This window comes from Rhizobium phaseoli (genome assembly GCF_001664385.1).
GTDB lineage: Bacteria > Pseudomonadota > Alphaproteobacteria > Rhizobiales > Rhizobiaceae > Rhizobium > Rhizobium phaseoli.
On sequence record NZ_CP013532.1, the window covers coordinates 2,965,116 to 2,980,033 of the forward strand.

10 protein-coding genes are annotated in these 14,918 nt (G+C 61.3%); 1 reads left to right on the plus strand and 9 read right to left on the minus strand.

The features are described 5' to 3' along the window. Nucleotides 1-60: 60 nt before the first annotated feature. The 9 genes from AMC88_RS14420 to AMC88_RS14465 all read right to left on the minus strand — a co-directional run bounded on the left by AMC88_RS14420 (nt 61) and on the right by AMC88_RS14465 (nt 12,162). Nucleotides 61-3,216, minus strand: a complete 3,156-nt coding sequence (locus AMC88_RS14420; RefSeq protein ID WP_012484470.1) for an efflux RND transporter permease subunit — start codon at nt 3,214-3,216, stop codon at nt 61-63. Continuing rightward, entirely contained in the window at nt 3,213-4,421 is a 1,209-nt protein-coding gene (locus AMC88_RS14425) for an efflux RND transporter periplasmic adaptor subunit (protein WP_012484471.1), read from the minus strand. The genes AMC88_RS14420 and AMC88_RS14425 overlap by 4 nt, the downstream gene beginning before the upstream one ends. Nucleotides 4,422-4,713: 292 nt before the next feature. Continuing rightward, nucleotides 4,714-5,622, minus strand: coding sequence for an adenylate/guanylate cyclase domain-containing protein (locus tag AMC88_RS14430; protein ID WP_064825466.1), 909 nt, complete (start codon nt 5,620-5,622; stop codon nt 4,714-4,716). 122 nt (nt 5,623-5,744) lie between these two features. Then, complete coding sequence (locus tag AMC88_RS14435; RefSeq protein WP_012484473.1) at nt 5,745-6,158, minus strand: type II toxin-antitoxin system VapC family toxin; 414 nt, start codon at nt 6,156-6,158, stop codon at nt 5,745-5,747. Then, nucleotides 6,155-6,418 carry an antitoxin gene (locus AMC88_RS14440; protein ID WP_012484474.1) on the minus strand — a complete coding sequence of 88 codons (264 nt, stop codon included), beginning with the start codon at nt 6,416-6,418 and terminating at the stop codon, nt 6,155-6,157. The genes AMC88_RS14435 and AMC88_RS14440 overlap by 4 nt, the downstream gene beginning before the upstream one ends. A 78-nt stretch (nt 6,419-6,496) precedes the next feature. Then, the gene (locus AMC88_RS14445) at nt 6,497-8,047 is read right to left on the minus strand and encodes a SpoVR family protein (RefSeq protein WP_016733577.1); all 1,551 of its coding nucleotides are present in this window, start codon (nt 8,045-8,047) and stop codon (nt 6,497-6,499) included. Further along, nucleotides 8,044-9,318: a YeaH/YhbH family protein gene (locus tag AMC88_RS14450; RefSeq protein WP_012484476.1), complete on the minus strand. Its 1,275-nt coding sequence runs from the start codon at nt 9,316-9,318 to the stop codon at nt 8,044-8,046. Before AMC88_RS14450 ends, AMC88_RS14445 begins: the two co-directional genes overlap by 4 nt. 12 nt (nt 9,319-9,330) lie before the next feature. Next, nucleotides 9,331-11,274 (minus strand): PrkA family serine protein kinase, encoded by a 1,944-nt coding sequence (locus AMC88_RS14455; RefSeq protein ID WP_004673346.1) that lies wholly within the window; start codon nt 11,272-11,274, stop codon nt 9,331-9,333. A 411-nt stretch (nt 11,275-11,685) separates the two neighbouring features. Next, a complete protein-coding gene (locus tag AMC88_RS14465) occupies nt 11,686-12,162 on the minus strand; it encodes a VOC family protein (protein ID WP_010025238.1) in 477 nt (158 codons plus the stop codon). A gap of 237 nt (nt 12,163-12,399) precedes the next feature. On the opposite strand from AMC88_RS14465, the gene AMC88_RS14470 reads away from it, so the two are divergent. Further along, nucleotides 12,400-14,898 carry an ATP-dependent helicase gene (locus AMC88_RS14470; protein WP_012484478.1) on the plus strand — a complete coding sequence of 833 codons (2,499 nt, stop codon included), beginning with the start codon at nt 12,400-12,402 and terminating at the stop codon, nt 14,896-14,898. Nucleotides 14,899-14,918 lie beyond the last annotated feature (20 nt).

Genomic DNA, 14,918 nt, shown 5'->3' on the forward strand with positions numbered 1-14,918 from the left:
CCATAAGGAAGCCCGCCGAATGGGATCCGGCGGGGGTGTTCAGTCAGGATGTAAGCAAGCTTATTCGGCAGCCTGCAGCTGCTCGTCGTCTTGTGCTGCGCGCCCACGCGCGGCGACTGCCATTTCCTCGTGCAGGCGCGCTTCCTCATGGGCGTGCGGCTTGGCGAAGCGGGCAAGCAGCAGATAGGCGACCGGCGTGATGAACAGCGTCACCAGCGTCGCGAAACCGAGACCGCCGACGATTACCCAGCCGAGTGCCACGCGCGCTTCCGCACCCGCGCCATGGGCAAAGACCAGCGGCACGCCACCGAGGATGGTGGCGATCATCGTCATCATCACGGGGCGAAGGCGCAGCGCGCAGGCCTTCTCGATCGACGACCGCACATCCTCACCCCGATCGCGCAACTGATTGGCGAATTCGACGATCAGGATGCCGTTCTTGGCCATGACGCCGACCAGCAGCACGAGGCCGATCTGGCTGTAGATATTGAGACTGGAGCCGGTGATGATGAGCGCGAAGACGGCGCAGGCAAGGCCGAGCGGCACCGTAGACATGATGATCAGCGAGGACAGCACGCTTTCGAACTGTGCGGCCAGCACCAAAAAGATGATGACGATGGCGAAGCCGAAAGTCAGCGCCATGCCGCTCGAGTTCTCCTCCAGCGTTGCCGCTTCGGCAAGCGGCAGCAGACGCGCGCTCGGCGGCAGCAACGGTGCGGCGAGTTCGGTCACCTGGCTGACTGCGGTGCCGAGCGACATGCCGTTCTTCAAACCGGCGGTGATCGCGACGGAGGCGAGCTGCTGTTCGCGATTGAGCTGTGGCGCGACCGAACCTTCCTTCATCGTGGCGATGACCGACATCGGCACGATCTTGCCGTCGCCGGTCTTCAGGAAGACGTTTTCGAGGTCGGTTGGATCGTCGATCGGCCTTGTCGTGGAGGTCAGGAGCACGGGATAGGATTCGCCGTCAACGAAGACGTCAACCACCGAGCGCCCTTCAAGCAACGATTGGATCGCCGTCGAAAGTCCGGTGATGTCGATGCCGAGATCCGAGGCGCGCTCGCGGTCGATCGCCACCGACACTTGCGCCTGGCTGGGTTCGTTGGTCAGACGCGGCGTGTCATACTGACCCGTCGCCTCCAGGGCCTGCACCAGCTTTGCGGCCGCCGCCGTCAGTGCCTCGTGATCATTGCCGATCAGCGCCATCTGCACGCCGCTGCCGGCGCCGCGGATGCGCAGGCTGTTGGAGGAGATGGCGTTGCCGCGCAGCGCCGGCACCTTCGCGGCAGCCTGGTTGATGTCGGCGACGATCTCGGCCTGCGTCCGTTGGCGCTCTCCCCAGGGGGCAAGGGTCAGCACCATGAAGCCGCTGTTGAGCGAGCCGCCCTGGCCGGAAATCGAGAAGACGTTGCGAATGTCGCGGCTGTCGACCAGCGGCTGCAGATGTTCCTCAAGGAGCTGCATCTTGTCGCGGGTATATTCGAGGCTCGATCCCTGCGGCGTCGTCAGCCGCATCATCACCATCGAGCGGTCCTCTTCCGGCGTCAGCTCGCTCTTGACGGTCGAGAAAGCGATCAATGCCGCGGCAGCAAACATCACCGAGAAGAGGATAACGACGAAAGGCGCGTTGAGGCAGCCGTGCAGCGCCCATTTGTAGAGGCTGGCGAACGCGCCGCCGACGCGGCCGAGTGCGCCGTGATCCTCGATCATCGGCTTCGTCAGCATGCGTGAGGCAAGCATCGGGCAGAGCGTCAGCGCCACGATCGACGATAGCCCGACCGAGAAGGCGAGTACGAAGCCGAATTCGCGGAACAGGCCGCCGACCTGCCCCGGCAGGAAGGAGAGCGGAATGAATACGGCCGCCAGCGTCGCGGTCGTGGCGATGACGGCGAAGAACACCTCGCGCGTGCCGAGCACGGCCGCCGCCCGCGGCCCCATGCCCTCGGCGCGCCGGCGAACGATGTTTTCGAGCACCACGATCGCGTCGTCGACGACAAGGCCGGTCGCCAGCACGATGGCGAGCAGCGTCAGGATGTTGATCGAGAAGCCGACCATGTAGATCGCCGCCAGCGTGCCGATCAGCGCCACCGGCATGCTGACCGCCGGAATCACCGTCGCCCGCCAGTCGCGCAGGAAGAGGTAGATGACGGCGGTGACGATGATGGCGGCGAGCAGCAGCGCCAGCACCACCTCATGGATCGCGCCCTGGATGAAGACGGCGTCGTCGCTGGTGATGGCGATCGTCGTTCCCTCGGGCAGCGTCTTCGACAATTGTTCGACGGCGGCCTTGATGCCGGTCGAGATGTTCAGCGTGTTCGACTGCGCCTGGCGGATGATGCCGAGGCCGATGCCCGGCTTGCCATTGGAACGCAACGCTGTGCCGCCGTCGCGCGGTCCGAGCGTCACTGTCGCGACGTCGCCGAGCCGGACACGGTCCTGCAGCATGACATTGGCAAAATCGGCCGGCGTTTGAAGGTTGGCGGTGGCGCGCACGACGATGTCCTGCGTCCTGCTCTTCAGCGAGCCGGCCGGCACGTCGAGTGCGGCATTGTCGAGCGCCTTCGTCAGGTCGCCGATCGTCAGTCCGCGGCTCGCCAGTGCGCCCTGGTCGACGTCGACGCGAAAAACCTTCTCCTGGTCGCCATATTCCTCGACATCGGCCACGCCGTCGACGGAGGCCAGCCGATCGATCACCTCGTTCTCGACGAGCTGCGTCAGGTCGTCCATGTTGAGCTTGGTGGAGGTGACGGCGAGGCGCATGATCGCCGAGGAATCCGAATCCGCCTTGACAATCTGCGGCGCATCCGCCTCGTCGGGCAGGTTCTGGGTGATGCGGCCGATCGCATCGCGCACGTCGTTGGCGGCGACCGCGAGATCGATCGCATCGGAAAATTCGAGCGTCACCCGGCTCTGGCCGAAGGAAGAGGTCGACGAGATCGACTTCAGGCCGCTGACGCGGGCGACCGCGCCCTCGATCACCTTGGTCAATTCCTGGTCGATCGTCTGCGGCGAGGCGCCGTCGAAAGTGGTGCGCACAGTGACGACCGGCCGGTCGACATCCGGCAACTCGCGCACTTCGACGCCGACATAGGCCGCAAGGCCGGCAACGACCATCAGCGTGTTGAACACCAGCGCCAGGATCGGCCGGCGAACGAAAAGCGCGGTGAAACCCTGCTTTCCCGACGATCCGCCGTGATGAATCTCGGTCACGCTCATTGGGTCGCGACCTCCGCATTCGCGGCGACATCGGCGGAAACACGCACCGCCCCACCCTCACGCACCCGCTGCAGGCCCTGTGTCACGATCTTATCGCCGTCCTTGAGGTCGGCCTTGATTAGAATGAGGTCCGGATTGCGTTGCACGATGCTCACCCGCACTTTATGCGACTTGTCGTCGGTCACCTGCCAGACGAAAGACCCTTGCGAATCCCACTGCACGGACTGCGGATCGACCGCCGGATATTTGTCGCCGGGGAATTTCATGCTGACGCTGAAGGACATGCCGGCGCGCAACTCGTCCGACGAGTTGTCGATCCGGGCGCGCAGGCGCAGCGTTCGGCTCGCGGCATCGATGCGGTTGTCGACGGCCTCGATCACGCCCGCGAACATCTGCCCCGGCTTTGCGACCGACATTGCCTCGACCGGCTGGCCGACCGCGACTGTATTGGCAAAGCGCTCCGGCACCCAGAAATCAACGAGGATCTCCGAACGATCATCGAGAGTGACGATCGGCGTCGTCGTCGTGACGTTGTCGCCAATATTGACCGGCACGATGCCGACGATGCCGTCGATCGGCGCCACGATATCGCGCCGCGCCAGGTTGAGCTCGGCCGCCTGCAGCTGCAGCCGGGCGCCCTGCTCGGCGATCTCGGAATCGAACACGTCCATGCGCGACACGCTGGACTTGATATTATGATAGAGATTGGATTTTTCGACGGCGGCCCTGACCGCCACATCCGCCTGGCCGCGGGCGATCACCTGCTCCTCGCTGTCGAGCTTGGCGAGCACCTGGCCGGCCTTGACCCTGTCGCCCGACTTGATGAGAATCTCGCGAATGGTCCCGGATGCCTGCGGCGTCACGACGACGGAACGGATCGCGTCACCTGTGCCGATGGCATTCAGCCGATCGTTGACGACGCCCTGGACGACGGCCTCGGTCGCGACGAGAATCGCGCTGTTGCGCCCGCTGCCACTGCGGCGGTTCTGCCCCTGCCCCTGCCCTTGGCCGCGCTGCTGCCCTTCCGCCCTGGAAGCCTCGGCATCCGCCGCCGGCTCGGCCTTCTGCGCGATCATCGAAACCAGATTGTCGGGAATGCCCGCGGCGCGCATCGTATCGCCGGCGCCCGGCACAAAGAAAACCCACGCGGCAAAACCGGCAATGATGACGATGAGCGAAAGTACAAACTGCTTCCAAAAGGCCATTCACGTCTCCGGAGGGACTCGAGGTTGGACCAGGGTCGGTCGAAAGAGGCGCTGCGGATGGCGATCGAAGGGATCTTTATCCCAAGGATCAGGATTCCCCGCTGGTGCGACAATATCGCGCTTTTGCAGCTTAACGGCAAGCATAGGCACCCGGCATTACCGATTTGTAATATCAGCGAAGAATGGAAATAACCCGGCTGCTCACTTTTGTTTGAACGAAGGTCGCAAACGTCTTCGGCGAGCCGGCTTGGTAGCGAATATCGCCCCCCGCCAAAAAATGAGGGGCATAAATCTATCGGCGCATCGACCAGCGCAGGCCGATCGTCGCTGCTATCCCGAGTATCGGCCATACTGCCCAGAACGTCCCGCTCCAGGTGAGGACATTGATGCCGATAATGCCGATCGCCACGATTGCGAGCCCAGTCATCCGGCGGTCGAAACGCCTCTGGTCGCGGCTCCAGGCGAGCGCGGCAATGACGGCGAAGGCGAGCAAGGGAAAGCGAGCCCAGAAAACGCCGTCCCATGTGAGGAGGTTGATGCCCACCAGCACGATGCCGATGACGCCGAGCACGCTGAACAGTCTGCGCCGCTCGGGCGCCGGCCTCGTCTCCGTGACCGCCGCTGCCGGCTGCGGCCGGGGCGCGACTGGCCGTTGGGAAGGCGGCGGCTCGTCGCTTCCGTCGCCGATCTTCACCGCATAGCTCGGCACGCCGTCCTGAACGTTCTTGACGGTCAGCGGCCCGAGAAATTCGAAACCGACAGCCACCTTGTTGCGCACCTGATTGTAGACCGTGCTTGATATGACGATACCGCCGGGCGCCGCGGATGCCTGCAGGCGCGCGGCGATGTTGACGCCGTCGCCGTAGATATCTTCCCCTTCGACAATCACGTCGCCGAGATTGATGCCGATACGAAAGAGCATGCGCCCATCCGCCGGGCGGCGGGCATTGAAACCGGCAAGTTCGTTCTGTGTGTCGACCGCCGCTCGCACGGCCTCGACCACGCTCGGGAAATCGGCGATCAGCCCATCGCCCCAGGTGTTGATGACACGGCCGCCATGGCTTTCAATCAGCCGCCCCATCGCCTCGCGACAGCGCTTCAGGGTCGCAAGCGTCCCCTCCTCGTCGGCTCCCATCAGCCGCGTATAGTCCTGCACGTCAGCACAGAAAATCGTCGTCAGCTTGCGCCGCGTATCACTCATGGTCTCTCGTCCCCGCGCTATCCGCCTCGGAAAGATCGCAGCGACGACAGATTACGAAGGCTTTGCCTTTGTTGCCACCGGTAATTGCTGATCGATCACTCATCATTCCTGACGTAAGCGGTTCAGCTTCTTTCGCTCGTCCAGTCATCGACCTTTAAAGGCTCGGAAATGCGAGCAAAAGCCTTGTCACGCGTGACGAGGGTTGCCGCGGTCGCGACGGCATGAGCGGCAATCATCATATCCAGGGGCGCCAGAATCGTGCCTTTGGCTTCACAGGCGGCGCGCAGGTCGCCATAGGCTCGCGTGACGCCGTGATCCCAGGGGAGAACATCGACCCTAACGAGGAATTGCCTTACTCGCTCGGATAGCGCCTTCGGATAGTCTCGCTTGGCAAGACCATAGAGCAATTCCCCTTCCGTGATCGATGAGATGACGATCCCGTCCATCGGAAGCGCCGCCAGTCTTCTAAGTATCTCCGGCCGATCGCCCTTGATGACATGACTGGCGATATTCGTGTCGAGCATCCATGCCGTCATTCCTTCCAACCTTCGAACGGATCACGATCTTGCGAAGGCTGGCTGCGATCGGCCGCCCCAAGGAAATCGTCCGGAATCGGATCCTTCCGATGGAGTTCGAAAAGGCCATCCCATGAATCCGGCTTGCGCGATAATATGACATCACCGGTCTTCGGATCACGACGAACGAACACTTCGCTCTCTTCAAAGCGGAACTCCGCGGGGAGTCTCACCGCCTGGCTGCGGCCGGTCGTAAAAATCTTAGCCGTTTTCGTGGCCATGACAGCCTCCCATTACGATAGCTATCATGATATATATCATCGACTGGCAACAGGCAAGCATGTCACCGGTGTCGGTGATTATTGCACGATTTTACGCGGGCTCGCCGTGTGCTCCCTCGCCACCGTATTGGAACCGTCGATTTCCTGGAGCAAGACGTCGTAGCCCCAGAGATCGGCGAGATGTTGCAGAACGAGCTTCGTGTCGTTTTCCTGAAGATAGCAGCCGTTCATGACGATATGCTGCAGCAGTAGCCGGCGGTCGCCGGCCAGGTCGACATCAACGATATCGATGGCCGGATCGGTCCAGCCGATATCATATTCGCGGGAGAGCTGACGCCGGATGCGCAAGTAGCCCCGCTCATTGTGAATCGCCGAAACCAGCACGCCCTCGGTCTGTTCCGGATCATCGTAGAGATGGAACAGCCGCAGCTGGCGGATGAGATTCGGGCTCAGGAACTGGCTGATGAAACTCTCGTCGCGGTAATTGGCCCAGACGTCGCGCAGAACCGCCATCGCATCGCCGCGGCCGGCGATGTCGGGGAACCATGCGCGGTCCTCTTCCGTCGGTTTCGTGACGATCCGCTCGATGTCCTGCATCATCGCAAAACCAAGCGCATAGGGATTGAAACCCGAAAACCGCCGATCGTCGTAGCTTGGCTGGAAGACGACATTGGCGTGCGACTTCAGAAATTCGAGGAAGTTCCCATCGCTGATCTGCCCCCGCTCGTGAAGCCGATTCATGATCTGGTAGTGGACGAAGGTTGCGGTTCCCTCATTCATGACCTTCGTCTGCCGCTGGGGATGGAAGTACTGCGCGACATGGCGGACGATGCGAAGAATCTCGCGCTGCCACGGCTGCAGTCGCGGTGCAGATTTCTCAAGAAAATACAGGATATTATCTTGAGGCAGGCCAAGCGCGGCGCGGCGCTTTTCCAAGCCGATGTCACCCGCCTTTTTCGCCTTGCCGACGGGAACCGTGCGCCAGAGGTCGTTGAACATCTGCTCTTCGTGGGCGCGGCGCTCCTGCAGCCGCTTCTCCTCCTGGCGAAGGTCGGTCGCAGTCTTGCCTGCGTATCGATGCACGCCGTGCGACATCAGCGCATGCGCAGCATCGAGCGTCCGTTCGACCGCGGTCTCGCCATACCGTTCTTCGCAGCGCGTGATATAACCCTTTGCGAAATCGAGGTAATCGAGAATTCCCTCCGCATCGGTCCAGAGCTTGAAGAGATAGTTGTTCTTGAAGAAGTGATTATGGCCGAAGGCCGCATGAGCGGTGACGAGCGTCTGCATCGTCGCCGTGTTCTCTTCCATCAGATAGGAGATGCAGGGGGAACTGTTGATGACGATCTCGTAGGCAAGGTCTCGCATCCCGCGGCGGTAGAATGTTTCATGATGGGCGAAGTGTTTTCCGAAGGACCAATGGCGGTAAAAAAGCGGCATGCCGGTTGAGGAATAAGCATCTAGCATCTGCTCCGAGGTGATGACCTCGATCTGGTTGGGATAGACGTCGAGGCCAAGTTCGCCGAGCGCAATCGCCTCGCAGGCGTCGTGAATGCGCTGCAGCGTTGCGAAGTCCCAGTCGGCACCCTCGAACAAGAGCCGGTCTCTCGGCCTCATCGTCATGGTCATGGCGTCACCCTCGCCTGTGCATCACGTTTCTGGAAGAGATCGTGGAAAACGGGGAATATCTCGCCTCGCCGGCAGACCTTGCGCATCGAAAGCGGCAACGCTTCGGAACGAATCCCGTCATAGAGCATCCACAGCGGTGACCGGGATATGGAAGAATCGCCGCCTTCCTCGCCGACCTCGATATAGGCAAAATACTGGCACAACGGCAAAATCTCGCGCAGCAAATGCCCGGTCAGGTTTCCGTCGGAATGGGCGTTGTCGCCGTCCGAGGCCTGGGCGCCGTAAATATTCCACTCGGCCGGATCGAAACGGGCTGCGATGATCGCTCGCATTGCCGCAAGCGCGCTGGAGACAAGCGTGCCGCCCGTCGCCGGCCCGTAGAAGAAGGTTTCCTCGTCGACCTCCTCGGCTCTGTCGGTATGACGGATGAAGACGATTTCCACTTTTTTGTAGCGTTTCGACAGGAACAGATAGAGCAGCAGATAGAACCGCTTCGCCAGGTCCTTCATGTGCTCCGACATGGAGCCCGAGACATCCATCAGGCAGAACATCACGGCCTTCGCCACAGGCTTCGGCTCGTTTTCGAAACGGCGATATCGCACGTCGAGCGGATCGATATAGGGAATGCGGCGGCTTTTTTCCGTCAGCGATTTGAGCTTTGCCTCAAGCGCCGGGCGGGTCTCGTCATCCTCGCATTCCTCGATCTGCCGCTGCAGTGCTTCGATTTCCTCGCGGCGCGGACGGCCAAGCGCGACACGGCGCATCATCGCAAGCTTCGTCGTGCGGCCGACGGCGATGTTGGAGGGTGATCCCGATACCGAATAGCCGGCCCGAAATGGCGTTTCCTCCTCGGTTTCGGCTAGACGCCGCTTGGCGAGATCGGGCAGTTCAAGATCATCGAGGAACACATCGAGGAATTCCTCCCGCGTCAGCACGAAACGGAAGCCGTCCTCGCCATCGCCCTCGCCCGCATCTTTTGGCTTTCCACCTCGGCCGCCGGGCGGACGTGGAAGGATATCGCCTTCCACGAAGGCCCTGTTGCCGGGCAGAATATGATCGCTGATGCCGCCCTCGCCCCTGCGCAGGCTCGGTTCAGCCATTCCATCGATCGGCAGGCTGATCTCCCCGCCGTCGAGCACATCGCGAATGTTGCGGTTTTGCAGAGAGCGTTTGACCGCCTGCTGCACGGCGCCCTTCATGCGTCGAAGGAACCGCTGCCGATTTTCCAGACTTTTACCGCGCGGATTCAGCCGCCGGTCGACAATGTGCATAATGGCTCCGCATTAACTTGCCTGTTTGACGCGCATGTACCATTCCACAAGGCGTCGAACCTGCCTCTCGGTGTAACCTCGCGCGGCCATGCGCGAGACGAATTCGCTATGCTTCTTTTCGGTCTCCGAATCCTTCTTCGATCCGAAGGAAATGACCGGCAAAAGATCCTCGACCTGCGAAAACATGCGCTTCTCGATGACTTCCCGGATCTTCTCGTAGCTCGTCCATGACGGATTTTTTCCGCCGTTGGCTGCCCGCGATCGCAACGAAAACTTGACGATTTCGTTGCGGAAATCCTTCGGATTGGCAATTCCGGCGGGCTTTTCGATTTTCGTCAGTTCCTGATTGAGGAGCTCGCGGTCGAGAAGCTGGCCGGTATCGGGATCCTTGAAGTCCACATCTTCGATCCAGGCATCGGCATAATCCACGTAGCGGTCGAACAGGTTTTGTCCGTAGTCCGCATAAGATTCAAGATAAGCCTTCTGAATCTCGTTGCCAATGAACTCTGCGTAGCGTGGCGCAAGATCGGCCTTGATGAATTCCAGATAGCGCTTCTCGACATCGTCCGAAAATTGCTCGCGACGGATCGCCTGTTCCAGCACGTACATCAGATGAACAGGATCGGCGCCGATATCCGTGGTGTCGTGATTGAAGGTGGAGGCGAGCACTTTGAAGGCGAAGCGGGTGGATATCCCGTCCATGCCTTCGTCGATGCCGGCAGCATCCCGGTATTCCTGAACGCTGCGGGCGCGCGGATCGCTCTCCTTCAGGCTTTCGCCGTCATAGGTGCGCATTTTCGAGAAGAAGGTCGAGTTCTCATGCTTGCGCAGGCGCGAAAGCACGGAAAACCGAGCTAGCATTTCGAGCGTTGCCGGGGCGCACGGTGCATCCGCCAGCTCCGATCCCTCGATCAGCTTTTCGTAGATCTTCTGTTCTTCCGTCACGCGCAGGCAATAAGGCACCTTGATGACGCAGATACGGTCGATAAACGCCTCGTTGTTCTTGTTGGCCTTGAAGGTCTGCCACTCCGCCTCGTTCGAATGCGCAAGCACGATGCCGGAGAAGGGTATGGCGCCGATATTTTCGGAGCCGATATAGTTGCCCTCCTGCGTCGCCGTCAGCAGCGGATGCAGCATCTTGATCGGCGCCTTGAACATCTCGACGAATTCGAGAATGCCCTGATTGGCGCGGTTGAGCCCGCCCGAATAGCTGTAGGCATCGGGATCGTTCTGGGAGTAGGTTTCCAGCTTGCGAATGTCGACCTTGCCGACCAGCGACGAGATGTCCTGATTGTTCTCGTCTCCCGGCTCGGTTTTGGCAATCGCGATCTGGCGCAACCGCGAAGGCTGTATCCTGACGACGCGGAAGCGGGAAATATCGCCGCCGAAGTCGTCGAGCCGCTTCAGGCACCATGGGCTCATCAACCCGTTCAGGCGCCGCAGCGGGATGCCGTACTGCTCCTGGAGCAGCGAGCCCATTGTCTCAGGATCGAACAGGTTGAGCGGGCTTTCGAACACGGGACTGATCTCGTCGCCCGCTTTCAGGACGTAGATCGGATGAACCTCCATCAACTGCTTCAGCCGCTCCGCGAGCGACGACTTGCCGCCGCCGACGGGACCGAGCAGATAGAGAATTTGCTTGCGCTCTTCGAGCCCCTGCGCCGCATGCCGGAAGAAGGAAACAATGCGTTCGATGGTCTCTTCCATGCCGTGAAAGCCGGCAAAAGCCGGATAGACCCGGATGGTCCTGTTCATGAAGATCCGACCGAGGCGCGCGTCCCTGGCGGTGTCGACCATCTGCGGTTCGCCGATCGCCGCGAGCAGGCGCTCCGTCGCATTCGCATAGGCGATCGGTTCTTTCTTGCAGAGATCGAGATATTCCGAAACCGAGATGTCGGTCTCGCGTCGCGCTTCATAACTGCGCGTGAACGCATCGAATACGGATTCACTCAGCATGGGACCTCCATTAAGGTTATGCCGCAGGCTCTAAGCCGTATAACCATCGAGATGGCCACGGCGTTCCTTAGAATCAATAGTTTCGTAGGTATATTCGACGCTCACCGGCTGTTTGTAGCAATGCACAAAAAATTGCATGCACCGGTATTTTTTTACTCTGCGAAACTGTTTCATATTGTAGTTGAGAAAAGGGTCATTGCGATATCAGCACATTTAGCGACGTGACATAGTTGTCAAAAAGGTGTGCAATGGCGCCCGTGATTCGAGAATGCGAAAAAACAGCGATCGGCAACCGATAGGGCAGCTTCGATCGGTCGGCTGCCGATGCGCCGAAAGTAAATTCGGTAAATTTCAGGGGAAAATGGCGCGTGGCGATCACGCGCCCGATTCGCAATCGCGCCTCCGCCGGCCTCAGCCGTTGAACGCTCTCTCCAGTGCAGCAAGATCAATCTTGACCATGCCGAGCATCACTTCGGTGACGCGCTTGGCCCGCTCTCGATCGCTGTCGGCGACCATCTCGGAAAGCGCCCGCGGCACGATCTGCCAGGATAGGCCCCAGCGGTCCTTGAGCCAGCCGCAGGCTTCAGGCGTGCCGCCATTGGCGAGAAACGCATCCCAGATCCGATCGATCTCGGCCTGGCTGTCGAGCAGGATGGCAATCGAGAAGGAATGGTTGAAGCTGTCGAGCGGGCCTGCCTTCATCGCCAGGAATGCTTGATCGCCGAGCGTGAATTCGATCAGTTCGACGCTGCCCGGAGGCCCGCTCGGCGTTTCCGCCGGCAATATTGTGGTGCGGCCGATCCTGGATTCTGGAATGACCGATACGTAGAATTCGACGGCTTCGCGCGCTTGCTCCGCGAACCAGAGATTTGAAACGACCTGCGGCATGAACAGCCTCCTGTTGGCAAGGTTTGCCGGACACCTGTCCGATGCCCCGAGGACGTCTCGCCTGCATCGGTTCCGACAGGCTGCGCTCGGTTTTTTTCGCTGCTCGGCCGTACGACGATCGCAGTCGCATCAGCGGCCCGCCCTGCCGTCCGCATCGGCCCGCAATAGCGGTGGTTCGGGAATGAAAGCAGAACATCTTTTCTGGTCTTTCCTTCCCGAATCACTACATTACGCGCCATGAGCAATAGTTTCGACGATATTCCCTTCTTCGACGAAGAGCCGGGTGAGATGGCGCGCAAGCCGCAGCCGCCTGCCGCACCCCCGGGGGCCTACGCCCCCGCCGGAGGGGCGCCCGCCGCGGCCGGCGGGATCGCCGCCCGCGCCATGGCGGCGCGTGACGGCGGCAAGCGACCGGATTACCTCGCCGGCCTCAATCCCGAACAGACGGAAGCCGTGGAAACCCTGGAAGGTCCGGTTCTCGTCCTTGCCGGCGCCGGCACCGGCAAGACACGGGTATTGACGACCCGGATCGCCCACATCCTCAATACAGGCCGCGCCTTCCCCTCGCAGATTCTCGCCGTCACCTTCACCAACAAGGCCGCACGCGAGATGAAGGAGCGCATCGCGCTCCTCGTCGGCGGCGCTGTCGAAGGCATGCCCTGGCTCGGCACCTTCCATTCCATCGGCGTCAAGCTTCTGCGCCGCCATGCCGAGCTCGTCGGCCTCAGCTCCGACTTCACCATTCTCGACACCGACGACGTCGTCCGCCTGATCAAGCAGCTGATCCAGGCCGAAGGCCTCGACGACAAACGCTGGCCGGCCAAGCAGTTCGCCGGCATGATCGACACCTGGAAGAACAAGGGCCTCGGTCCGGCCGATATTCCCGAAGGCGATGCGCGCGCCTTTGCCAATGGCCGCGGCCGCGATCTCTACTTCGCCTATCAGGCGCGTCTGTCGACGCTCAACGCCTGTGATTTCGGCGATCTGTTGATGCATCCAATTGCGATCTTCCGCAAGAATCCGGATCTTCTCAAGGAATATCACGGCCGCTTCCGTTATATCCTCGTCGACGAGTATCAGGACACCAACACCGCCCAGTATATGTGGCTGCGGCTGCTGGCTCAGCGCAGCAAGGGCGAGCCGCAGAACGTCTGCTGCGTCGGCGACGACGACCAGTCGATCTACGGTTGGCGCGGCGCCGAGGTCGACAATATCCTGCGCTTCGAGAAGGATTTCCCCGGCGCCAAGGTGATCAAGCTCGAACGCAATTACCGCTCGACCGAACATATCCTCGGTGCCGCCGCCCATCTGATCGCCCACAATGAAGGCCGCCTCGGCAAGACGCTGTTCACCGACCGCGCCGACCCGGATGACGTCAAGGTACAGGTCCACGCCTCCTGGGATTCGGAGGAGGAAGCCCGCGCCATCGGCGAGGAGATCGAGCAGCTCCAGCGCAACAAGCACCTGCTGAACGACATGGCGATCCTCGTGCGCGCCTCCTTCCAGATGCGCGAGTTCGAAGATCGCTTCGTCACCCTCGGCCTCAACTATCGCGTCATCGGCGGCCCGCGTTTCTACGAGCGCCTCGAAATCCGCGATGCCATGGCCTATTTCCGCCTGGTCGCGCAGCCGGCCGACGACCTTGCCTTCGAGCGCATCATCAACACGCCAAAGCGCGGCCTCGGCGACACGACGGTGCGCGCCCTGCACGACTATGCGCGTGCCCGCGATATCCCGATGCTGGCGGCCGCTGCCGACATGATCGAGACGGACGAGCTGAAGCCGAAGGCGCGCAAAGCCCTCTTCGACGTGATTCAATCTTTCCGCCGATGGCAGGAACTGCTTGAAAACACACCGCATACCGAACTTGCCGAGCAGATCCTCGAGGAGTCCGGCTACACCGACATGTGGAAGAACGACAAGAGCGCCGAAGCGCCGGGCCGCCTCGAAAATTTGAAGGAACTGATCCGCTCGATGGAAAGCTTCGAGTCGATGCGCGGTTTCCTCGAGCACGTCTCCCTCGTCATGGACGCAGAGACCAACGAGAACCTCGACGCCGTCTCGATCATGACGCTGCATTCGGCCAAGGGCCTGGAATTCGAGACTGTGTTCCTGCCGGGCTGGGAAGAAGGCCTGTTCCCCCACCAGCGCTCGCTGGATGAAAGCGGCCGGGCCGGCCTGGAGGAGGAACGCCGCCTGGCCTATGTCGGCATCACCCGCGCCAAGCGCCGTTGCCATATCTGGTTCGTCTCGAACCGCCGCATCCACGGCCTCTGGCAATCGACACTGCCCTCGCGTTTCCTCGACGAGCTGCCGGAAACCCATGTCGAGGTTGCCGAGATGGAGCAGAGCTACGGCGGTTACGGCCGCGGCGGCTACGGCCAGTCACGCTTCGACAAGGCCGAACCCTTTGCCAACTCCTATTCCACGCCCGGCTGGAAACGCGCCCAGGCCAACAAGACCGACGCCACGCGCGACAACTGGGGCACCCGCTCCGGCCACGCCGTCGAACGCATCGGCTATGGCGAAAGCGGCCCGAAGGGACGCACGATCGACGGCGAGCTGGTCGCAAAATCGACCTCGTCGGAGCCGTCGCGCTTCACCCTCGGCGATCGTGTATTCCACATGAAATTCGGCAATGGCAACATTACCGGCATCGAAGGCAACAAGCTGACGATCGACTTCGACCGTGCGGGGCAGAAGCGGGTGCTGGACGGTTTCGTCGAGCGCGTCTGACCGCGCGACGATACCGCAGG

Coding starts and splice junctions, on each gene's coding strand:
- AMC88_RS14430 (WP_064825466.1), bottom strand. CDS start 5,622: ATGAGTGATACGCGGCGCAAGCTGACGACGATTTTCTGTGCTGACGTG.
- AMC88_RS14450 (WP_012484476.1), bottom strand. CDS start 9,318: ATGCACATTGTCGACCGGCGGCTGAATCCGCGCGGTAAAAGTCTGGAA.
- AMC88_RS14425 (WP_012484471.1), bottom strand. CDS start 4,421: ATGGCCTTTTGGAAGCAGTTTGTACTTTCGCTCATCGTCATCATTGCC.
- AMC88_RS14440 (WP_012484474.1), bottom strand. CDS start 6,418: ATGGCCACGAAAACGGCTAAGATTTTTACGACCGGCCGCAGCCAGGCG.
- AMC88_RS14465 (WP_010025238.1), bottom strand. CDS start 12,162: ATGCCGCAGGTCGTTTCAAATCTCTGGTTCGCGGAGCAAGCGCGCGAA.
- AMC88_RS14435 (WP_012484473.1), bottom strand. CDS start 6,158: ATGACGGCATGGATGCTCGACACGAATATCGCCAGTCATGTCATCAAG.
- AMC88_RS14445 (WP_016733577.1), bottom strand. CDS start 8,047: ATGACCATGACGATGAGGCCGAGAGACCGGCTCTTGTTCGAGGGTGCC.
- AMC88_RS14455 (WP_004673346.1), bottom strand. CDS start 11,274: ATGCTGAGTGAATCCGTATTCGATGCGTTCACGCGCAGTTATGAAGCG.
- AMC88_RS14470 (WP_012484478.1), top strand. CDS start 12,400: ATGAGCAATAGTTTCGACGATATTCCCTTCTTCGACGAAGAGCCGGGT.
- AMC88_RS14420 (WP_012484470.1), bottom strand. CDS start 3,216: ATGAGCGTGACCGAGATTCATCACGGCGGATCGTCGGGAAAGCAGGGT.